Annotated in this window: 24 protein-coding genes and 1 tRNA gene; 20 read left to right on the top strand and 5 right to left on the bottom strand. The window is 44.7% G+C overall.

Annotated features, from left to right (window positions below):
• Positions 1–2: 2 nt before the first annotated feature.
• The 5 genes from M1D72_RS10485 (at position 3) to M1D72_RS10505 (ending at position 3,831) form a co-directional block, all read left to right on the top strand.
• Positions 3–764 (top strand): hypothetical protein, encoded by a 762-nt coding sequence (locus M1D72_RS10485; protein ID WP_456296850.1) that lies wholly within the window; start codon positions 3–5, stop codon positions 762–764.
• Positions 765–814: 50 nt separating this feature from the next.
• Positions 815–1,240 (top strand): structural protein, encoded by a 426-nt coding sequence (locus M1D72_RS10490; protein ID WP_456296851.1) that lies wholly within the window; start codon positions 815–817, stop codon positions 1,238–1,240.
• A 91-nt stretch (positions 1,241–1,331) separates the two neighbouring features.
• Positions 1,332–1,553, top strand: coding sequence for a hypothetical protein (locus M1D72_RS10495; RefSeq protein WP_390189036.1), 222 nt, complete (start codon positions 1,332–1,334; stop codon positions 1,551–1,553).
• The gene (locus M1D72_RS10500; protein WP_456296852.1) at positions 1,553–1,726 is read left to right on the top strand and encodes a hypothetical protein; all 174 of its coding nucleotides are present in this window, start codon (positions 1,553–1,555) and stop codon (positions 1,724–1,726) included. Before M1D72_RS10495 ends, M1D72_RS10500 begins: the two co-directional genes overlap by 1 nt.
• Before the next feature lie 287 nt (positions 1,727–2,013).
• A complete protein-coding gene (locus M1D72_RS10505) occupies positions 2,014–3,831 on the top strand; it encodes a hypothetical protein (protein ID WP_456296853.1) in 1,818 nt (605 codons plus the stop codon).
• 334 nt (positions 3,832–4,165) lie between these two features.
• On the opposite strand, the gene M1D72_RS10510 is transcribed toward M1D72_RS10505, so the two are convergent.
• Positions 4,166–4,242: transfer RNA gene (locus M1D72_RS10510), tRNA-Arg, on the bottom strand.
• A gap of 57 nt (positions 4,243–4,299) precedes the next feature.
• Positions 4,300–5,430, bottom strand: coding sequence for a flagellar assembly protein FlgT (locus M1D72_RS10515; RefSeq protein WP_390191189.1), 1,131 nt, complete (start codon positions 5,428–5,430; stop codon positions 4,300–4,302).
• Positions 5,431–5,593: 163 nt separating this feature from the next.
• Here M1D72_RS10515 and M1D72_RS10520 point away from each other — a divergent pair, with 163 nt between their 5' ends.
• Both M1D72_RS10520 and flgP read left to right on the top strand, forming a co-directional pair.
• Positions 5,594–6,229, top strand: a complete 636-nt coding sequence (locus M1D72_RS10520) for a FlgO family outer membrane protein (protein WP_390191188.1) — start codon at positions 5,594–5,596, stop codon at positions 6,227–6,229.
• A gap of 8 nt (positions 6,230–6,237) precedes the next feature.
• Positions 6,238–6,669, top strand: a complete 432-nt coding sequence (flgP, locus tag M1D72_RS10525) for a flagellar assembly lipoprotein FlgP (protein WP_390191186.1) — start codon at positions 6,238–6,240, stop codon at positions 6,667–6,669.
• Positions 6,670–6,775: 106 nt separating this feature from the next.
• Here flgP and M1D72_RS10530 read toward each other — a convergent pair whose 3' ends face one another.
• From M1D72_RS10530 to flgA, 3 genes are all read right to left on the bottom strand, one after another.
• Positions 6,776–7,201: a flagella synthesis protein FlgN gene (locus M1D72_RS10530; protein WP_390191184.1), complete on the bottom strand. Its 426-nt coding sequence runs from the start codon at positions 7,199–7,201 to the stop codon at positions 6,776–6,778.
• Positions 7,202–7,213: 12 nt separating this feature from the next.
• Complete coding sequence (flgM, locus tag M1D72_RS10535) at positions 7,214–7,531, bottom strand: flagellar biosynthesis anti-sigma factor FlgM (RefSeq protein ID WP_390191179.1); 318 nt, start codon at positions 7,529–7,531, stop codon at positions 7,214–7,216.
• Between the two features lie 117 nt (positions 7,532–7,648).
• On the bottom strand, positions 7,649–8,395 hold the full coding sequence (gene flgA / locus M1D72_RS10540) for a flagellar basal body P-ring formation chaperone FlgA (protein WP_456296854.1): 747 nt from the start codon (positions 8,393–8,395) through the stop codon (positions 7,649–7,651).
• Positions 8,396–8,467: 72 nt separating this feature from the next.
• On the opposite strand from flgA, the gene M1D72_RS10545 reads away from it, so the two are divergent.
• The 13 genes from M1D72_RS10545 (at position 8,468) to flgL (ending at position 21,224) form a co-directional block, all read left to right on the top strand.
• Complete coding sequence (locus M1D72_RS10545) at positions 8,468–9,394, top strand: chemotaxis protein CheV (RefSeq protein WP_456296855.1); 927 nt, start codon at positions 8,468–8,470, stop codon at positions 9,392–9,394.
• Between the two features lie 10 nt (positions 9,395–9,404).
• Positions 9,405–10,232, top strand: a complete 828-nt coding sequence (locus M1D72_RS10550; RefSeq protein WP_390191171.1) for a CheR family methyltransferase — start codon at positions 9,405–9,407, stop codon at positions 10,230–10,232.
• A 245-nt stretch (positions 10,233–10,477) separates the two neighbouring features.
• Entirely contained in the window at positions 10,478–10,873 is a 396-nt protein-coding gene (gene flgB / locus M1D72_RS10555) for a flagellar basal body rod protein FlgB (protein ID WP_456296856.1), read from the top strand.
• A 5-nt stretch (positions 10,874–10,878) separates the two neighbouring features.
• The gene (flgC, locus tag M1D72_RS10560) at positions 10,879–11,295 is read left to right on the top strand and encodes a flagellar basal body rod protein FlgC (RefSeq protein WP_390191167.1); all 417 of its coding nucleotides are present in this window, start codon (positions 10,879–10,881) and stop codon (positions 11,293–11,295) included.
• A 15-nt stretch (positions 11,296–11,310) separates the two neighbouring features.
• On the top strand, positions 11,311–12,018 hold the full coding sequence (gene flgD, locus M1D72_RS10565) for a flagellar hook assembly protein FlgD (protein WP_390191164.1): 708 nt from the start codon (positions 11,311–11,313) through the stop codon (positions 12,016–12,018).
• Between the two features lie 27 nt (positions 12,019–12,045).
• Positions 12,046–13,350, top strand: coding sequence for a flagellar hook protein FlgE (gene flgE, locus M1D72_RS10570; RefSeq protein ID WP_390191163.1), 1,305 nt, complete (start codon positions 12,046–12,048; stop codon positions 13,348–13,350).
• A gap of 182 nt (positions 13,351–13,532) precedes the next feature.
• Entirely contained in the window at positions 13,533–14,282 is a 750-nt protein-coding gene (locus M1D72_RS10575; protein WP_456296857.1) for a flagellar basal body rod protein FlgF, read from the top strand.
• 21 nt (positions 14,283–14,303) lie between these two features.
• Entirely contained in the window at positions 14,304–15,092 is a 789-nt protein-coding gene (gene flgG / locus M1D72_RS10580) for a flagellar basal-body rod protein FlgG (protein WP_390191161.1), read from the top strand.
• Between the two features lie 21 nt (positions 15,093–15,113).
• Entirely contained in the window at positions 15,114–15,893 is a 780-nt protein-coding gene (flgH, locus tag M1D72_RS10585; protein WP_456296858.1) for a flagellar basal body L-ring protein FlgH, read from the top strand.
• A gap of 53 nt (positions 15,894–15,946) precedes the next feature.
• Positions 15,947–17,038 (top strand): flagellar basal body P-ring protein FlgI, encoded by a 1,092-nt coding sequence (locus M1D72_RS10590; RefSeq protein ID WP_390191156.1) that lies wholly within the window; start codon positions 15,947–15,949, stop codon positions 17,036–17,038.
• A gap of 10 nt (positions 17,039–17,048) precedes the next feature.
• Positions 17,049–17,993, top strand: coding sequence for a flagellar assembly peptidoglycan hydrolase FlgJ (gene flgJ, locus M1D72_RS10595; protein ID WP_456297382.1), 945 nt, complete (start codon positions 17,049–17,051; stop codon positions 17,991–17,993).
• 148 nt (positions 17,994–18,141) lie between these two features.
• Positions 18,142–20,016: a flagellar hook-associated protein FlgK gene (gene flgK / locus M1D72_RS10600; protein WP_390191154.1), complete on the top strand. Its 1,875-nt coding sequence runs from the start codon at positions 18,142–18,144 to the stop codon at positions 20,014–20,016.
• 14 nt (positions 20,017–20,030) lie between these two features.
• Positions 20,031–21,224, top strand: a complete 1,194-nt coding sequence (gene flgL / locus M1D72_RS10605) for a flagellar hook-associated protein FlgL (RefSeq protein ID WP_390191152.1) — start codon at positions 20,031–20,033, stop codon at positions 21,222–21,224.
• Positions 21,225–21,447: the final 223 nt, after the last annotated feature.

The raw sequence follows: 21,447 nt of genomic DNA on the forward strand, positions 1-21,447 counted from the left end.
CGATGCCTATTGACTTACCAACCGGCAGCAACCGAAATAAAGTCGAAGCCTTGGCGCAGCAAATCAAGCAACAAGCCACCGTGATTGAGCAGCAAACGAGTGTGATTAATCAGGCGATGCCCACGGAATTTGATTTCCAGATGAACACCACGCAAACCATGATGGAGGGCTTTGTGTTTGAGCTGGACGCGCTACCGGCTATCCGCAACCCAAAAGATGAAACGCCCTTGTTTCGCCATGATACGGCGCGGTCTAAATATGTCCTCGACTTTGCCCCGCGCTATCGCGCCCTAAAAGCCGAGAAAGGCATTACCAATAACAGCGTGTATTACCACTGTATTGCCAACATTCTAGTGGATCGCTTTTACGTCAGCGGCGTGAGTCTGGTCAATATGGTCAATCTCAGCAGCAAGATTAACCTGTCGATTCGTCCAATTGGGTCGATGTTCGAAAACTACGCCTCATGGGATGTGACGACACCGGCGCGACCTTACAACCGCTACGGCGCCCAGATTAACGGCAATGACGATTTATGGGTGGACAGCACCACGCTCAGTTTTGGACGCACGCCCATTTTTGCCCCGAGCCAAATCACCAGTGACGCGCAGTGGGAAACCGCGCTCAAAATCACTGGTAACGGCATTGATATGAGCGAAATGTATCAGAACTCAGTCAACCCACAAGACGGCGCCGAAGTGATTGCGGTGGGCACGTTCCAGCTTGTTGATGAATGGCTGGTTGATATGACCGGCAACCGTGTGTGAATCCGATGGATTGGCGCGTTCTCACTCTCTTAATCCTTGGAGGATTTTTGATGAAAAAGGGAATCGATTATTCCAAGCCTCGCGGCGTTCGAGCCAATAACCCGCTAAATGTGGAAAGTAACGCCTCAAACAATTGGGTTGGCAAGGTTACACCGTCCGTTGACCGCCGCTTTGAAACCTTTAGCGCGCCGGAATATGGCTTTCGCGCCGGTGCGATTTTGCTGCGGGATACCTATCAGGACAAATACGGTTTGGAAACCGTGAGCGAGCTTATTCATAAGTTTGCGCCGAGCCATGAAAACGAAAGCGACCATTACGCCGACTTTGTGGCGGGGCAGCTTGGTATCAGTGCTCATGAGCCGGTAAACCTGCACAGTGATGCCGTGCTATCAAAAATGATTTACGCCATGTCGGTGATGGAAGTCGGGCGGTATTACTCACTGGAACAAGCTCAGCAAGGGGTACGTATGGCATGACGAAACAAGATTACAAACGTATCGCAATCACGGTGCTTGGGGCGGTTCTCGCTGCCTACGCGCTCAAATACCTCAAAGAATGGAAATTACTATGAAAGCATTTTTGAAAAATAAGTTAGGCATTGATCTCACGCAGCCCTCAACTAAAAAGGGAGTCGCTTTGATTGGTGCCGGTATTGCGCTTGCTGCCGGTCACCCTGAAATCATCACCGCCAGCGTGACACCCGAGGGTGTGGAATATGGCGGCATCGTAGGCACAGCGGTTCCTGTACTTCTTGGGTTATGGGAAACCTTTCGAAAAGAGTTCGATTAATGGCAGAGTATCAAACGCTGATTGTTGCGGCAGTCAGCGCCCTATTTAGTGGGATTGGGGTTGGTGTCACTCTGAAAACCGATGTGAAGTGGCTACGCCTGATGATGGAAAAGATGGACGCCCGACTGACCCGCCTAGAAATAAAATCCGATCATGAACGTTACCTTGATTAGCGTATCTCCAATTCAACAATGGAGTGATTCAAACATCTAATTACTCCATTTGATGCAGTGATAACTATCATTAATGGTTTATAGTACTGTCATCTATTTAATCTATGTAACAACTAGGTACTAATTCAGTTTCAACATGAACTAGACGACATTTTTTTGTTTAGCATCCGCTTTCATTATCAATTTCCAAGTCATCTCGTTGAATACTATTCTAAAAGACTACACCCTGAATCTCTGAAAGAGGACTTTGTCATCTAATCAACGTTAAGTGTAACGAAGGAGGCTAGGTGGAAAGCAGTACTATATCAGTTGAAAAGCATAATATCGCACCATACTTATCTATTCTATTAGGCGCAAAATCAACTAAAGAGGAATCATGTTCAGTACATGAAGTCATTCTCAAACTATTACAGGAAGAGTCTTCTGATGAAATGAAATTAGGTTCTACTGTCAACGATAAGGTTGGAGAATTAGGGACAGTAAAAATTACATCATATACAATTTCAAAGGAACCTAGTTGGGCTAAGGGATTGGATCTTAAAGACATAGAGCACCACGTATTCGTTAGCTTTAATGTTAGGGATCACCTTGCTTTTTATTTCTCGGAAAAAGGCAAAAAAGACGTAATCCGAGAGTTTTTTGGAAAAAAGAAATTACCTAATCTATTCCCAATTCCAATTAGTAAGTTGAATGGCAATTTTATTAATGAAGACGAAATTAAAATGCTATGGTTATCAGGAATACATGGTAGAGACAACTTTAAAGCAGACTCTAAAGTTTTAGGAGGTCAAAGTGTTGCAGACACCCTTGACCCTCTAATTGATCAGTCTTATATGATGTCAGCTGTGCGTACTGAAGTTTGGGGAACAAATTCAAAAACCTCTGTTGGAATTAATCCATTTAAGTCATCAATATGGCGAGGGCCATGTAAGGATTGGGCTACTTTTGAGAACAGAGTTTTGGAAATTTTAGATACACTGTCTATCAATAGTGTCGAATCTGAGAGCCCTATAGGCATACTGTCTTATCCAATATCCCAGCTAAGTGATTTGAAAAAGCCATATGATTTTTCTCTCGTAGATTATGACTTTTTGCCCGAAGAGGACGGACAGCGCCGTAAAGATTTGCTAAAAAAATTACAGTATGACTTCCATGTTGAACTAGTTAATAGCTTTATTGAAAGTGACATTTCAATGAATATTTTCTATTTAGATAAAGAGGTCGGGCATATATGCGTTGAAGTTAAAGTTGACGACTATAAAGTCGACTTTAAAATTAAAAGTGAAACTCCTAAAATTAAGACACACTTCGATTCATATAAACGAGTATTTCAATACCCTGAACTTATTAAATGTTGGTTTGAATCTGGACATGCCATAGTGAATGGCATGGTATTCAGGACTGGCTATCAAGACGTAGAGTATGACAAGTTTTTATGGGCTGATTTTGAAAAGTACGAAATCACAAAGGAAAAACCTGGGGCAAATGCCAAAAAGCCTTCATTGAAGGACATTGGTAAAGAAAAATCTCTATTTTGTTGGGTACAAAAATGTTGGAGTGGTAATTGGATAAATTCAGCTGATTTTAATACCACAGAAAAGCCACAAGGATGGCTTTATTGTGATGATGGCGCAGCAGAAAAAGCTGATTTTATTCATTATGTTAAGTATGGTTCACTTCATCTAATATCGTTAATTCACGTCAAAGCTTCAAAGAGTGGTGATATATCTAGAAAAATATCTGTAGGAGCACATGATATTGTGCTCAATCAAGCTGTTAAGAATCTCAGATATACAGCGAGGAAAGTCCTCGTCGAAGACCTGAAAACAAGACATGACAATGCGGCTCATAAGGGGTGTTGGCATAATGGTAAACCAGCAAAAGCCGAAGATTTCTTTAATGTTCTATCGAGTTTAAAAGATAACAAACATATGAAGACTCGCGTAGTGGTCGTTCAGCCACACACTCAGAAAAGTGTTTACCAAAATAGCGCAGGCAGCAGAATTAAAACTCAGCTAGATGTATTATTGGTCAGTGCCGATAATGCAATTAGATCTTCAGGAGCTGATTTTTATATTATTGGTTTAGCCGACAAAAAAAGATGACAAACATTTGATAGCCATTGTAATGCTCGCAGTTTTGGCTTGAATCGAAACTTGTGGTCTTTAATTTGTAAAAAAACATTAAAAACAATGAGTTAATGCAATAAAAAAGGCACCGAATGGTGCTTTTGGTTTAGGCATGGTGAAAGTATGTTCATTTTCTAGGTTTAAGTAATTCGTTTCACTTACGATATTGAATATCCCTTTCAAATAAGTGGTTAGCACTCTCGCAGTTTAATGGGGCAGTTATTCTGATGAAAGTTGAAATTATGTGGACACTATGTGGACATATGTAGCAAGGGCTAAGCAGTTACTAACTGCCTAGCCCTTGTAATTATGGCGCTCCCAACAGGATTCGAACCTGTGACCTGCCCCTTAGGAGGGGGCCGCGCTATCCAGCTGTGCCATGGGAGCATTTGCGCTTATCATACTGAATTTTCAGCGAAAGTTAAGTCTTGAAAAGGCGAATGGCTACAGTTTGTGCATTACATCGCCAATCTGAATGCTTCCTGCCAGTTCTGGCTGATCGACAGAGACTTCAGCTTCGTTTTCATAAACGCGTGTTACCGTGAGTGTGATGTCGGTTTGGCTGACCTTATTGCGCGGGATGCCACGCTGATCGATGAACGAACCCGTATGCCAAAGTTGCAATCTATCACCCGTTTGCACGCCGTGAATACGACCAAGATCCATCGTAATGGTGTTGTCCCATTTCGCCACTATTTCAGGAAGGGTTACTTTACAAGAAATCTCAGATTCTAGGTCGAGCATGATGTTGCGGCTCAGCCTTAACATCATCTCACCATAAGTGGATGCCCAGAAACGCGCACTTTTGGTGTCGACTTTACTGGTCTTAGCGAAAGGCCATCTAGCGACTTCACGATAGTTGCGGCTAAAAATTTCATTGCCTGTTTTGCCGTCAAAGACGGTCATTTCCAACGCGAATTGGCGGTTGATGTCATCTTCAGACAGCGCGTTTTGCGTGATCGTGGCTGTTAAGTCATTAATGACACCGCCAATAATGTATTGTGCGCCACTATCTTGAGCAATCATTTTCAAGCGTTCAGGATACTGTTTACTGATTTCATAATCCGTTGTTCCGACTGACAGAAAACTGGCTGATTCCAATTCTAGCTGGCGGTTCAATACTTGGGCGAAGTCATCTCCGACGCTATATATTTGCCCCATCACCGCTTGCTGTGGAGAGGCAATATCGATATTGCCGACCAAAAATGTCTTTTTGTATTGGTTTACGTGGCAACCTGTTGCCGATGGGTAGATATCAATACGTGCCGTGACAAACAGGCGATTGCCTCTAATTTGTTCCTTTTCAATGAGTACATAATGGACTTCATGGTTAGAAAACTGATATTGCTGGCGGTTACTCTCAATGTATTGACGCAGGTTGCTGATGCTGCCTATATCTGCGCCAGAAAAACTCACGGCTTTATATAACGCATCTTCCAGAGCATCGGTACGGGCTTTTTCTTGAGAAGAAACAATTGACGCCGAGCCCGTTACTTCATACCAAGCAGCTTGGCTGACTGGGGCCAACATCAAGCTTATAAAAGCCGATAACAGAGGGAAAAACAATTTTTTCATGACTTCTTTACCAGTTGGGTACAGTTTTTGCTAGTTTTGTCTTAGCTGATTTAGGCATTGCGTTTCTGGATGGTAGCAGATTTAGAAAAGCAAAGAGTGTTCCACTTTTTATAGAGAGATAAAAGCGGGAACAAAAATGCCGAAATTTCTGGAGATTAAGAGAATGAAAAAATGGTTAATCTTGGTGCCTGCAGTGTTTCTCGCCGCTTGCTCCTATGCTCCCATTTATAATGGCAAGGCGCCGTATCCCGGCTCCCAATTCATGTTAATGCAGAGCCCGCGTCATACTTTGGACTTTTTCGTCGAAAGTCTGACGGACGATTTAATGGTGTCAAATACCAGTGTATCGGCAAGAACGCCAATTGCCGTCACCTCATTTGTCGACCTACAAAATATGGATGCAACGAACTGGCTTGGTAACTCGGTATCAGAAGGGTTCATCTATCAGTTCCAGCGTCGTGGGTTTAAGGTGGTCGATTTCAAAACGACCGGTTCAATTCAAGTCACCCACCAAGGCGATTTTGCATTTAGCCGTGATTGGAAAAATCTCGCGAAAGAGCAAGATATCCAATACGTCTTAACCGGAACCATGTTGCGCCAAGAGGGCGGGGTTCTGATTAACGCTCGGGTGATTGGTATGCAAACGCGTATTGTTGTTGCCTCAGCGCAAGGTTTTTTACCTGCGGACCGTATTGGACGAGATTTAGATACTTTAAATCGTATGCGTACGGAAGATGGTGTATTGATTCGTTCAGATCCAACCATGACGCAGCCATACACTGTTATTCTTCGTCCATAGGAGCGGCAATGAGAACTTTATTACTAATGGTTGCGGCTCTGATGATGGTGGGTTGTCAACCGCTGACCAACATGCGAACCGGTGAGTGGCTAACCGCCGTTGGATATGCCAGCATCAGTGAGCAGAAAGGGCGTAATGACGAAGAGAAACAAGTTCGTGCAATGCGTGCATCCAAAATCGATGCTTATCGTGAACTCGCTGAGCAAGTGTATGGAATGCGTGTGAGTGGCCGTGCTGCGCTTCAAGATCAACGTTTAGGTACTGAGTTGACATCTGGTGCCGTCGACGGAGTGATTCGCGGAGCTGAGGTGGTGCGAAGTTATAAAGTCGGTGATAGCTATGTCACTGAGTTAAGGCTTGATATCAATAAAATGAATCGCCTACGTGATTATGGTGAAGTGCAACAAGTGCCTGAAAAGCGCCAGCAAACGCTGTTTTAGAACGCTTCGTTATTAACGGTTAACGACTCTTAATCTCTCAAATAAAAAAAGCGGCAATCATTGCCGCTTTTTTTATTTTAATCATACCTGTATTGATGCCGCGATATTAGGCTTTGACGTTAGTCCCCAATGTCGATACATTTTGAGTTTGGCCATCTGAGTTGTATGTCATCCCCAACTTTCCTTGGCTTTGCTTCATTAAGTTATTGAGCTTATTAAAACTGAGTTGGGCATTTTTCAGCGCTTCACCATTTACATCATTGGCTTGCTGGCAATCGTGAATGACGGAACGGATCTCATCGACATAAGGCTTGAGGTCAGGATCGTCAGTTAGGTTTTTCACATCAGGGTGACGTTGGATCCGTTCATCAGTTGTTTGCAGCTGGGTGATCAAGGTGATCTTTTCGTGCGCGATGGCTTCGATGCTTTTTGAGATTCGTTGGGTGATCGCTTCTTTTTCTTTTTCAAGAAGCAAGGAGAGCGATTTGGCGCTCTGTAATTGAAATTCAACTAAATCTTTTAATGCCGCCATGATTTACTCGGGCTAAAACCCGCCTAGTTCTTTCTCGAATTTCACCATGTTATCAGCGAGTTTCTCAGGGTCAACCGAGTAAGAGCCGTTAGCAATGGCTTCTTTAATCGCTGCAACTTTGGCTTTATCAAACGCTGGCTGCGAAGCCATTTGGTTGTGCATCTCACCAATCGCCTTGCCTTGAGAGCTAAGCGACACGGCATCTTGCGCCGCCGAAGAGGAAGATTTTGCGCTTTCCGTACTGCTTGATGCGTTGCTATCCGTACGCGAAGTATTACGCGTTGACGTGGTCAACGTTTGCCCGCTACGAATGTTGTCTATGCCTGCCATAATTGCCTTCTTAAATTAAGAGTGAAAAACCTGTACAGTGAATATCGACTTAGATGTATATAACTTTAGTGTTTTTTTATTAAACATTATTGTTAACTAATCCTCGCTCATTTTGTATCAAAACTGAACGCGAACTTCGCCGATCCCTGTGACTCTTGCCTCAATTATACGATTGGATTTGCTATTTTTCACTCTAATCTGCTCACCTTGGGCGCCATCACTTAATGCGACCCCTTTTGTAGAGATGGTCATTCCAGGTTTACCAGCCTTGATGATTACCGTTTCATTTCGACAAACGACACAAATGTCGTTGCCTTCTAACACTTCGCCAGGACGCAGGTTTTTCTTTGCCCGAGCACCTAACACAGACTCAACATTTGAAAAACCTTGGCGGCGAAACCGCAATAAATCTACCATCTCAATGGTGACATCTTGGCGATTGAGTAATTGTCCTTTGTTGACTGAGTTGACCAACATCACCTGAGGGCCTGTTTTGGTTAGTTTTACAGGCACATAAATACGCCAGTTGTCCTCTGGGCATTCGACTAACACCGTAATGCTACTTGCGCTTGAGCTTAGAGAAGAAGAGGACGTTTGTAGCGGTGCTGGGCAATCTGTAGCAAAGATACGTGAGTCAATGGCATTCGCATCCGCTTCAAGTTTTCCACCTTCAGGAGACTCGATATTGTCTAAAATGTAATTTTGTGCCGCGTTTTGTATGGTCAGGATCTGATTTTCAGTTGCACTTAACGCACAAGTACTAAAGAAAAATAATAAAAATCCGATAGACTTAGAAAAAAGTTTATAGAAAGCTCTACACTTAGGAGTGGAAGTCGCTTTAGAGATAGATTCGTTCAATATCATTCTTTGTCTCTGATTTTATTACTGAAGGTAGGTTAACATTTTTTATAACAAAGTTTGCATGGAGATGAGCTTATGACGGGTATCATGGATTCCGTAAACCAGCGTACTCAACTAGTTGGTCAAAACCGTTTAGAGCTATTAACGTTCCGCCTTATGGGCCAGCAACGTTATGGAATAAATGTATTTAAGGTCAAAGAAGTTCTTCAATGCCCAAAGCTCACGGCGATGCCCAATTTACATCGTCTAGTTAAGGGGGTGGCTCATATTCGTGGCCATACCGTTTCGGTTATTGATCTCAGTTTAGCGGTTGGTGGTCGTCCTACCACTGATGTTGATAAATGTTTTGTTGTTATTGCTGAGTTTAACCGCTCTATACAAGCTTTCTTAGTGTCGTCGGTCGAGCGTATCATTAATATGCATTGGGAAGCGATTTTGCCGCCACCTGAAGGCGCAGGAAAATCAAACTACCTGACTGCAGTTACCAACATTGATAACGAACTGGTCGAGATTCTCGACGTCGAAAAAATCCTTGCAGAAATTGCGCCAGTCGATGAAACCATGGATAGCACCATTGCTGAAGATATCGCTAAAGCCGAAGTCGAAACCCCGATTGTGCGCCGTATTCTAATTGCTGATGATTCAACGGTGGCTCGTAAACAGGTTGAGCGTGCCATTACCGGCATCGGGTTTGAAGTTATCGCGGTTAAAGACGGTAAAGAAGCGTATGATAAGTTAGTCGAAATGGCTGAAGAGGGAAGTATTTACGAACAGATCTCTTTGGTTATTTCTGATATCGAGATGCCAGAAATGGATGGTTACACTCTCACTGCGGAAATTCGTCGTAATAGCGACTTAAAAGATTTATATGTTATTCTTCACTCCTCACTGAGCGGAGTATTCAACCAAGCAATGGTTGAGCGGGTAGGGGCTAACTCCTTCATCGCGAAGTTTAATCCAGATGAGTTAGGGAATGCAGTGAAGTCTGCACTAACCAAATAAAGAGATATCAATGACAGCGATAACTATAAGCGATCAAGAATATCGTGATTTCAGCCGCTTTTTGGAATCCCAGTGCGGTATCGTATTGGGGGATAGTAAACAGTATCTAGTACGAAGCCGTTTGAGTCCTCTGGTGACGAAGTTTAAGCTGGCTTCATTGTCTGATCTTTTAAAGGATGTTGTCACCGGACGTAATCGTGAATTACGGGTTGCTGCTGTTGATGCCATGACAACCAATGAAACATTATGGTTTCGCGATTCGTATCCGTTTACCGTACTGGCAGATAAGTTATTGCCGGAGATTGCGGCAAATAAACGCCCCATAAAAATTTGGTCAGCGGCAAGTTCTTCGGGGCAAGAGCCATATTCCATGGCGATGACCATTTTGGAAACACAGCAAAAGAAACCTGGTTTATTACCCAATGTATCGATCACGGCGACTGATATTTCGACCAACATGCTAGAAGCATGTCGTGCAGGGATTTATGACAACCTAGCTCTAGGGCGAGGGTTGTCCCCTGAGCGTCGCCGCACATTCTTTGAAGATGCGGGTGATAACCGTATGAAAGTCAAAGATAATGTTAAGCGTTTAGTCAGCTTTCGTCCGCAAAACCTGATGGAAAGCTATGCGCTACTTGGTAAGTTCGACATTATTTTTTGTCGTAACGTACTGATTTACTTTTCGCCAGATATGAAGTCTAAAGTACTGAATCAAATGGCGAACAGCTTAAATCCGGGTGGCTATCTTCTTTTAGGGGCGTCAGAGTCTTTAACTGGCCTCACCGATCGCTTTGAAATGATTCGTTGTAATCCTGGTATTATCTATAAATTGAAATAGGGAGTACCCCTATTGATATTCTGTTAAAGCCCAGCGTGATTGCTGGGCTTTTCTTTTGCGGTGCGCTATATATAGCAGTGAGACAATTCCAAAATCTCGAGTAACCAGAGCGACAAGCGTAATTACCGTTGGCGCAAAACTTGCTCAATCAATAACAAAAAAGCAATTTAGCCAGTTTTATAGATGTTGGCACACTAGTTGCTTTAATCTGATAGAAACAAACTGTTCATAGTGTAGAGGCGATTATGGCCATTTCTTTTGACAATGCTTTAGGTATCCACCAGTACACGGTGGGAGTGCGAGAGCGCAATAGTGAGGTGATTTCCACCAATATCGCGCAAGCAAACACACCTGGATTCAAAGCAAAAGGAATGGATTTCCAACGCGCTTTGCAGGCGGCAACGTCGGAGGCAAGTATTGGTCTTAGTCGTACTAACGGGCGGCATATTGCTGCCTCTACCAACGTTACAGGTGAGGTACTTTATCGTGTTCCTAACCAGCCAGATACCGGTGACGGTAACACGGTTGATGTGGATGTAGAGCGTAACCTCTTTATGCAAAACCAGCTCAGACACCAAGCTTCACTCGATTTCTTGGGCGGCAAATTCAAGAACTTAACGAAAGCGATTAAAGGGGAGTAATTTAGATGAGCTTATTTAATGTATTCAATGTAACTGGTTCTGCCATGAGCGCCGAATCTGTTCGTCTAAACACAACCTCGAGTAACTTAGCTAACGCAGACAGTATCGCTAGTTCAGCAAAAGATACTTACAAGGCGCGTCATGCAGTGTTCGGCGCAGAGTTAAGTAAAGCCCGCTACAACCGAGATGATAACGTTCCGGTGAAAGTGCTCGGTATTGTAGAAAGTGATAAGCCGCTTACGGCAGAGTACAACCCTGATCACCCACTTGCGAATGACGAAGGGTATATCTACAAACCAAACGTTAACGTAATGGAAGAAATGGCAAACATGATCTCAGCATCACGCTCATATCAAACGAACGTTCAGATAGCTGAGTCGAGTAAACAAATGCTGCTGCGTACGCTGCAGATGGGTCAATAGGATAGGAGATAGCGTATGGCTGGTATCAATGACGTTGGTCAAAGCGGCTTGTCCTATATCGACCAGCTTAAACAGCTTCAAGACCAAAAAAAGCCTGATGAAACAACAGGTAAGCAAGATCTTAAACAAGAAGATTTCTTATCTCTGCTCACCAAGCAATTGGCTCAACAAGATCCGTTTAAGCCGGTTGGCAATGATCAGATGATCGCGCAAATGGCATCGTTTGCAACGGTGGATGGCATCGGCAAAATGAACAACCAGTTCGAAACGCTGAATGATTCAATGACATCGAACCAAGCGTTGCAAGCGTCTTCTCTGGTCGGTCGCGATGTTTTAGTGCCTGGCGCTGCTGGCATAAAACAAGATAACGCGGGTATGGCGGCAATGGTTAAGCTTCCGAAGTCACTCGATAACCTGATGGTTCGAGTGGAAGACGCAGCGGGACAATTGGTTCGCACCTTTGAAGTCGGCGCGAAACCGGCAGGGGATACTCGCGTTGAATGGGATGGAAAAGATCAAAACGGTAATCCATTGCCGGCTGGCAAATACAAAGTGAGAGCGGCGGGTTTGTTAGATGGCGAGAGCAAAGAGTTCCCAGTATCAACGTATGCAAATGTGAACAGCGTGCTTCTTGGTAAAGGTAATGGCAACGTACTGCTCAATCTGGCTGGCTTTGATTCGCCAGTTCGACTTGCTGAAGTACTAGAAGTTGGCAAAGCATAATACGCTAGCCAGATAGGAGATTTTGGAATGTCTTATATTTCACTTAGCGGTCTATCCGCAGCTCAATTAGATTTGAACACCACCAGTAACAACTTGGCCAACGCCAACACGTTTGGTTTTAAAGAGTCTCGTGCTGAATTTGGCGATGTGTACTCAAACTCATTGTTCACACACGCAAAAACCACCCCGGGTCAAGGTGTTCAGGCGGCGAAAGTTGCTCAACAATTCCATGAAGGTTCAAGTATTTATACCAATAACCCAATGGATTTACGCATCTCTGGTACAGGTTTCTTCGCGGTATCAAAAGATCGCTTAACGCCTCAGCAAAACGAGTTAACTCGTAACGGTGCGTTTCATATCAACAAAGACAACTACATGGTCACCGCCAATGATGAGTTTTTGTTGGGTTATGATGTGAATAAAGACACCGGTGAAGTGCTCTCTTATGAGCCTCAACCGATCAACATTCCAGCAGAGTTTGGTAAGCCAAAGCAGACATCAACGATTGAAGTTGGGGTTAACTTACCTGCGAACGGCGATCTAAATGATCCAGCATTGTTTGATTACAGCGATCCGGAAACTTATAACCGTTCAACGTCTTCAACGATTTATGATTCGATGGGTCAGTCGTACAAAATGACGACTTACTATTTGAAAGATCAAAATCAGCCGAACACATGGCAAACGTACTACACCGTCACAGACCAACAAGGTGAGAAACCCATCAACATCACGGGTGGTGATGTCACCAGCCCAAGTGGTCATGTTGGCCATACCATGCGTTTTAACAACGACGGTACGTTAGCAAGTATTAATAATGGTAATCCTATTGTGTCAGACCCACTTGGTTCAGGGCCAAACCCGATCGATTTGAACGGTGCTGATGTCACGCAAACCTTAGGTTTCCAATTGGATTCAACGACGCAGTTTGCCGCACCCTTTGAATTAACTAAGTTTGATGAAGATGGGGCGACCACTGGCTTCTTGACTAAAGTTGATGTTGACGAAACGGGTAACGTACTCGGGACTTACTCGAATGGTGAAGCAGTGACGTTGGGACGCGTATCTCTGGTTCGTGTTGCCAATGAGCAAGGTTTGGACAAAAAAGGTGGAACTCAGTGGGATTCGACTCAAGATTCTGGTGACAAAATCTGGGGCGAATCGAACAAAGGGTCGTTTGGTACCATCAGTAGTGGTTCGCTTGAACAGTCGAATATCGATATGACGCAAGAATTGGTCGATTTGATTTCTGCGCAGCGTAACTTCCAAGCCAACTCGCGTGCACTTGAAGTCCATAACCAGCTACAACAAAATATCCTTCAGATTCGATAATCGTTAGGTATTCTTCCGGGGCATCATCAGCGGCAATGCTGGTGGTGCTCCTTTGCCGATTTAGCGGCAACCCTCTTTTTATTTCCTCCCTTTACCTTTTAACTCTCTGAAATTAATAGTAAATAAATATTGGCACGTGCTTTGCTTTAATTGGTTTGAATAACGAATTTTAGGAGCAAATTATGGATCGTGCACTGTTTCTTGCCATGAGTGGCGCTAAGCAAAACATGCAAGCGATGCAACTTCGAGCGAATAACCTTGCTAACGTCAGCACAACCGGTTTTCGAGCTGACTTAGAACACGCCCGTTCTATGCAAGCGTATGGCGAAGGGTTGCCAAGTCGTGTGTTTAGTATGACAGAACGTCCAGGCCATAATTTCTCTCAAGGTAGTGTGATTACCACTGGCCGTGACCTTGATGTCACGATTGAAGGTGATGGCTGGATTTCTGTTATGGACAAGACCGGCAAAGAAGGTCTAACGCGTAACGGAAACTTTAATATTGGGCCAACCGGTTTACTGTCTAATGGTAATGGTAACCTCGTGCTCGGTGAAACGGGTGCACCTATTACTTTACCCATTCCAATTAGTAAAATTGAAATTGGTGGAGATGGCACGATTTCCGTCGTACCGATGGGCGCTCCGGCAGACGCGATGGAAGTCGTTGACCGTATTAAGTTGACTCGCACTCCCAATCAATCCTTATACAAAGATGTGAACGGCTTATTCCGTTCGAAAGATCCTAATGCAACCTACGATGCTGATGCCGACGTCAAGCTCCTTAAAGGAGCTCTGGAAGGCAGTAATGTGAATGCGGTTGGTGAAATGACCAGCTTAATTGACTTGCAACGTCAATTTGAAATGCAAACCAAGATGATGAAAACCGCTGAAGAGATGGATCAAGCATCTGACACATTGCTTCGTATGAGCTGATAACGGGTTAGGAGATAAATTATGCAACCAGCATTATGGGTAAGTAAAACGGGCTTAGACGCTCAACAAACCAACATCGCAACCATTTCAAACAACTTGGCCAACGCCTCAACCGTTGGTTTCAAAAAAAGCCGCGCGGTGTTTGAAGATTTGTTCTATCAAAACATTAACCAGCCTGGTGGTCAGTCATCGCAAAATACTGAACTACCCAGTGGTTTGATGTTGGGGGCGGGTTCAAAAGTCGTGGCTACGCAAAAAGTGCACACTCAAGGTAATACCCAAACCACGAACAATAGTTTGGATATGATGATTGAAGGCGATGGTTTTTTCCAAATCCTTATGCCAGACGGCAACATCGGCTATTCACGTAATGGCCAGTTTACCGTCAATGATGAAGGAGTGATTGTTACCTCTGGATCGGGTTACGCGCTGCAGCCTGAAATTGCTATCCCAGAGGATGCGATTAGCATCACCGTCGGTAACGATGGTGAAGTCTCTGTACGTGTACGTGGTCAGCAAGACAACCAAGTTCTAGGGCAGATCACCACGGTTGATTTTATCAACCCGGGCGGTCTAGAGCCTATCGGTCAGAACTTGTACCTTCCAACAGGGGCGAGTGGCGATCCACAAGAAGGTGTTCCAGGGCTTGATGGCTTTGGTGAAGTTCGCCAATCGATGCTCGAAACCTCTAACGTGAACGTGACAGAAGAGTTGGTCAATATGATTGAGGCTCAGCGTGTTTACGAAATGAACTCCAAAGTGATTTCAGCCGTCGATAAAATGATGAGCTTTGTGAATCAGCAGTTATAAGCGTTTTTGAGGATTAAGGTTATGAACCGTTTACTGCCTTTAGTGATGATTACCTTGATGTCGGGTTGTTCTCTACTTCAACCGCCTGTTGAGAGTGAAGACGTAGTCCGCGGCACAACGACCGTTGATGCGGTTGAAGGTGACCGAGCGAGTCAAGACAGTGCTGGAATCGTGGATACGTTGCGTGGGCGTAGTGATCCTGTGGCGGATGATCCTGCTTGGGCACCTATTCACCCTAAGCATCAGCCCGAGCACTATGCGGCAGAAACGGGGTCTTTGTTCAATGTCGCGAGGTCGGCCAGCTTATACGATGATTCGAAACCGCGTGGTATCGGCGACATCATCACGGTGACGTTAGACGAGGCAACCAAAGCGGCAAAAAGCTCAGATGCCGATCTGTCAAAAAATAACGATGCATCCATGGAGCCACTAGAGGTCGGGGGGCAAGCATTAACCGTAGGAGATTATAATTTTTCCTATAACCTCAGCAACGACAATAATTTCAGTGGCAGTTCGGCGGCAAATCAGAGCAATAGCTTAAGTGGTTCTATTTCTGTCGAGGTGATTGAAGTCTTAGCCAATGGCAACTTACTGATTCGCGGAGAGAAGTGGCTGACGCTTAACACGGGTGATGAGTACATTCGTTTAAGCGGCACGATTCGTCCGCAAGATATAGATTACGATAACACCATTGCTTCAACTCGAATTTCCAATGCGCGAATTCAATATTCTGGTACTGGAACCAACCAAGATATGCAAGAACCTGGATTCTTGGCACGATTTTTTAATGTCGCTCTTTAGTGATTAGAAAAGTCGAAGTTTTGGCACTGCGACTTAGAGTGAAGGTAAACACGATGAAAAAACTGTTGCTATTAATCTCCAGCTTGATTTTGCTGGCACCGCAAGCGAATGCGGCGCGGATTAAAGACGTTTCTCAAGTCGCAGGCGTACGAAGCAACCAACTTGTTGGCTATGGTCTCGTGACCGGATTGCCGGGAACAGGGGAGTCGACTCCCTTTACCGATCAGAGCTTTAACGCCATGTTACGCAATTTCGGTATTCAATTGCCGCCTGGAACGAAACCTAAGACCAAAAATGTCGCCGCGGTGATCGTGACCGCCACATTGCCTGCTTTTTCAAAACAAGGGCAAACGATAGACGTCACGGTCTCTTCTGTTGGATCAGCGAAAAGCTTGCGTGGTGGTACCTTGATGCAAACCATGTTGAAAGGTCTTGATGGCAGCATCTACGCCGTTGCGCAGGGGAACCTCGTGGTCAGTGGTTTTAGTGCGAATGGCGCTGATGGATCAAAAGTCGTTGGTAACAACCCTGCGGCGGGTATGATTTCAAATGGCGCGATTGTCGAACAGGAAATCCCAAGTCCATTTAGCCGTGGAGACTACATCACCTTCAATTTATTAGAATCTGATTTTACGACTGCGCAGCGTATGTCTGATGCGATCAATAGTTTCCTCGGCCCGCAAATGGCTTCTCCTGTTGATGCCACCTCAGTGCGAGTGCGAGCACCACGAGATCTTACCCAGCGAGTTGCGTTCCTTTCTGCGGTAGAAAACCTAGAGTTTGACCCTGCTGAAGGCGCGGCAAAAATTATCGTAAACTCTCGCACGGGTACCATTGTTGTGGGGCAGCACGTTCGTCTAAAGCCGGCTGCTGTTACCCATGGTGGTATGACGGTGGCGATCAAAGAGAACCTGAATGTCAGTCAGCCTAATGCTTTAGCGGGCGGGCAGACCGCAGTGGTCCCTGATACCGATATCGAAGTGACCGAAGAGCAAGGTAAAATGTTTAAATTTGAGCCGGGCCTTACGCTTGATGACCTAGTTCGTGCGGTGAATGAAGTCGGCGCAGCACCGTCAGATCTTATGGCCATTTTACAAGCACTGAAACAAGCTGGCGCAATTGAAGGCCAACTGATTATTATCTAAGGAGTCGATGATGAACAATGGAAACGACATTGGTTTTATTCATGATATCGCTAACTTAGATAACTTGCGTCGTAAGGCTGTTGGTGGTGATAAAGACAGCGAACAGGCTGCTTTGAAGGCCGCAGCGAAACAGTTTGAAGCGATTTTTACTAACATGCTGTTTAAGTCGATGCGAGATGCTAACGCAACGTTTGAATCCGGGCTAATGGACAGTCAAAACCAGCAGTTTTTTCGTCAAATGCTTGATGAGCAGCGTGCGAGTGAACTGAGCGATTCGGGGGCGCTTGGGCTGGCCGATATGATTGTGGCGCAATTAAGTACAGGTCAGATAGATGACCCTAATGCGAAAGCGCGTGATCAAGACTTCGGAGCGTTGATGGAAAAAATTGATCAGCGCCGACAAGCTGCGGCAACTGCGGCAAATGATGACCCACTTGTTAATGCGGCAGCTGTTGAAGTCGAGGCGGCGCAGAAGCAAGCGGAACCGACGCGTTTTGATTCGCCAGAAGCCTTTGTTTCATCAATGAAACCTTATGCTGAAAAAGCGGCCCAGGTATTAGGTGTCGATTCGTCATTATTGTTGGCTCAGGCTGCACTTGAAACTGGTTGGGGTAAGAAAGTGATTCAAAACAGCCAGGGCAGCAGTAACAACTTATTCAACATTAAAGCGGATAAGCGTTGGGGCGGTGACAAGATGGCGACTCAAACATTAGAGTATCATCAAGGTATCCCTGTGAAAGAGAAAGCGGCATTTCGTTCTTATTCAAGTTATCAAGATAGCTTTAATGATTACGTGCGTTTTCTTCAGCAGAATCCACGTTATACAACGGCACTCCGTCATGATGGCAGCTCGGAGCAATTTATTCATGGCATTCATCGGGCGGGTTATGCAACGGATCCGACTTACGCGGATAAAGTACTCAGAGTCAAAGAAAAAATTGACAAAATGCAGTAACGCTACAGCTTTCCCTCCCTTTAAAAAGCTTGCCAATTGGCAAGCTTTTATCATTTACAGCGCAGAATAAAACACTTTGGCACGCACTTTGCTTTTATCTCTTTAGATACTCAGTAACAGCTGATTTTTAAAGGTTTTCGGGGGCAGTATGGCGTCGGATCTTCTGAATTTGGGTGCACAAAGTGTGCTTACCTCTCAGAGACAATTAAACACCACAGGACATAACATTTCTAATGTTAATACAGAGGGTTATAGCCGCCAGTCTGTGATTCAAGGCACGAACATGCCGCGTCAATACGGTGGGCAAACCTTCGGTATGGGTGTGCATGTGGAAAATGTTCGCCGCTCTTGGGATCAATTTGCCGTTAAAGAGCTTAACACCTCAACTACTCACTACGCGCGTAAGCTAGACGTAGAGGAAAACCTTGAGATGTTGTCGAACATGCTGTCCTCTGTCGCCTCAAAGAAAATTCCTGAAAATCTGAATGAATGGTTTGATTCGGTTAAGTCGCTTGCCGATAGCCCAAATGATGTCGGCGCACGTAAAGTGGTACTTGAGAAAGCCGACCTCATTACACAGAACATGAATGACTTCCATGAAACGGTACGTCAGCAATACGATGTGACGAATCGAAAGCTGGAACTCGGCGTTAAACGAATCAACCAGTTAGCGGTTGAGATTCGTGATTTGCACCGTTTGATGATGCGAACCCCAGGCCCACATCTTGATTTAATGGATGAGCATGAAAAGTTAGTCAACGAGCTCTCAGAATATACCAAGGTAACAGTCACTCCACGTAAAAACGCCGAAGGCTTTAATATCCATATTGGTAACGGGCATACCTTGGTTTCAGGAACGGAAGCCAGTCAATTAAAAATGATTGAAGGTTATCCTGATACCCATCAGCACCGTTTAGCCATGCTTGAAGGTAAAGGCATCAAACCCATCACCAGTAAAGATCTTGATGGCAAAATGGGTGCGATGCTTGATATGCGTGATACTCAAATTCCGTACCTCCTTGACCAACTGGGTAAGATGGCCACGTCATTTTCGAATGAAGTGAATGAACTTCAATCTCAAGGTCTTGATTTAAGAGGAAATGTCGGGGGGCTGATGTTTACCGATATCAACTCCGATGTTGTTGCCAAATCACGTGTTGTGACCTCGTCCAATTCACAAGCTGACCTTCGAGTTTACTTAGAGGACACATCGCAAGTCGTCGCGGGTGAATATCAGCTGCAATCTGTGGATGGCGATTATTATGTGACACGTCCAAATGGTGAACTGAGTGAAGCTCAAATGGATGATGGTGACATCGTTATTGATGGCATGCGCATGGAGATCCGGCAGGATCTCGCCGATGGTGAGCGCGTTTTAATTCGTCCTACTCGACGCGGCGCCGCACAGATGAAAATGGAAACCAACGATCCTACGACCATTGCCGCTCAAAGTTACGAGGCATCGACCACGTTCGCGCAAGGTACTGCTGGGTTTGAAATAAAGCAGGCCGGCGAGCTTCGTGAATTTGAAGTAGTCGTTTCTCCAGATGGGACACAATTTGCCGTCACCGACCCTAAAGGTCGTGTGCTGATGCAGCCGCAAAGTTATCCGCCATCAGGGCCTGTCACCGTTCAAGGGACCACCTTTGAGTTAACCGACGGGGCGCTGCCGAATGACAAATTTACGGCAAACCTTGTCCCTTCTGAAGGGGACAACGGCAATTTACGTAAAATGCAGAATATTCAAACCGATAAAAAGCTCAACGGTGGTGAGACAACCATTTTGGATGTCTATCACGATCTGAATACAGAAATGGGGCTTAGAAAGTCAACCGCATCTCGTTTGACCGATGTATCACGGTTAGAAAAAGAGGCTGCTCAGGAGCGTATCGCGTCTATCTCTGGCGTTAACCTCGATGAAGAAGCGGCCAATATGATGAAATTTCAACAAGCGTATATGGCATCGTCGCGCATTATGCAGGCGGCAAATGATACGTTCAACACCATCTTGGCACTGAAGTAGGGAGGTCATAAATCATGTTAAATCGAATTGCGAGCTTCCATAATTATCAATCGGTGCAAAATGACTTACGTCGCCAAGAAGCCAAGATTCATCATAATCAGGCGCAATTGGCTTCGGGTAAGAAGTTAATGCAAGCCAGTGATGACCCTTTAGCGACCCACTATATTCAAAATATTGGTCAGCAAAAAGAGCAACTGCGTCAGTACATGGATGCCATTGTTCTGACGCGAAACCGTCTTGAGCATCATGAGGTCATCATTTCTAACGCAGAGCAATATGCCGATGAGGCGAAACGCACAGTGATGGAAACCATCAACGGTGCGTTGTCTCCAGAAGATCGTCTGGCTAAAAAGCGCGAGATGGAAGAGATAGCCAATAACTTTTTGAATCTGGTCAATGTCCAAGATGAATCTGGAAACTACATCTTTGCGGGGACCAAACCGAAGAACCAGCCTTTCTTTCGCGATCGTGACGGTAATGTCGAGTATGCGGGGGATGATTACCAACGAAAAATGAAAATTTCCACTAGCTTGGAAATGCCAATCAATGATCCTGGTAGCAAGCTATTCATGGAGATTGATAACCCATTTGGTGATTATGAGCCGCAATACGATCTTAAAGGTGCCTCGGAGTTACTTCTTGAGCGTGCAACCAACATCGACCCTGATGACAATGCCACTTATAAAGTGACTTTTGTTGATATGCCGAATAACAAATACGGTTATCAAATTGAACGCAATGGTTCGGTGGTCGCGGCTGATGAATTTGACCCTAAAGAAGGTATTCAATACGAAGGGTTGAATGTCCACATCAAAGGGCAAATTAACCGAGGCGATGAGATAACCTTAGAGCCGCGTAAGACTTATAGCATTTTTGATACTTTCAAAGATGCCATGGAATACACCACAGGTTCGGTGTCGGATATTTCTAACACCGCTAAGCTGCACCAAATTACTGAAGAATTTCATGCGGCATTTATTCATCTGAATAAAGCTCGGACGGATGTCGGTGCCCGCTTGAATACGCTCGATATTCAAGAGCAGCAACATGAAGACTTCAATATGACGCTCGCCAAATCAAAAAGTAATTTTGAAGATTTGGATTATGCCGAAGCGGTGATTGAGTTCAATGAAAACTCAAGAGCACTTCAAGCGTCACAACAAGCTTTTGGTAAAACCAAAGATCTCACTTTATTTAACTACATCTAAACGCGTTCACTCCACGGCCTTATGTGCTAATGCCATATGTGCGGAGTGAACTTGTTGGTAAGTAAATCGGTGAACTGCCGCTGGCAAATAGGCGGCAAAATAAGCGGCAAACTCTGTTGCCGATAGCAAGAAGTAATCATTTATTCGCTCAATATACAGACTTAAATAGATGTTAATTTGTGTATAAGTGTTTGAAAGTAAATGATTAAAAAATAATTTTAAA

This window comes from Vibrio sp. AK197 (assembly GCF_053903115.1).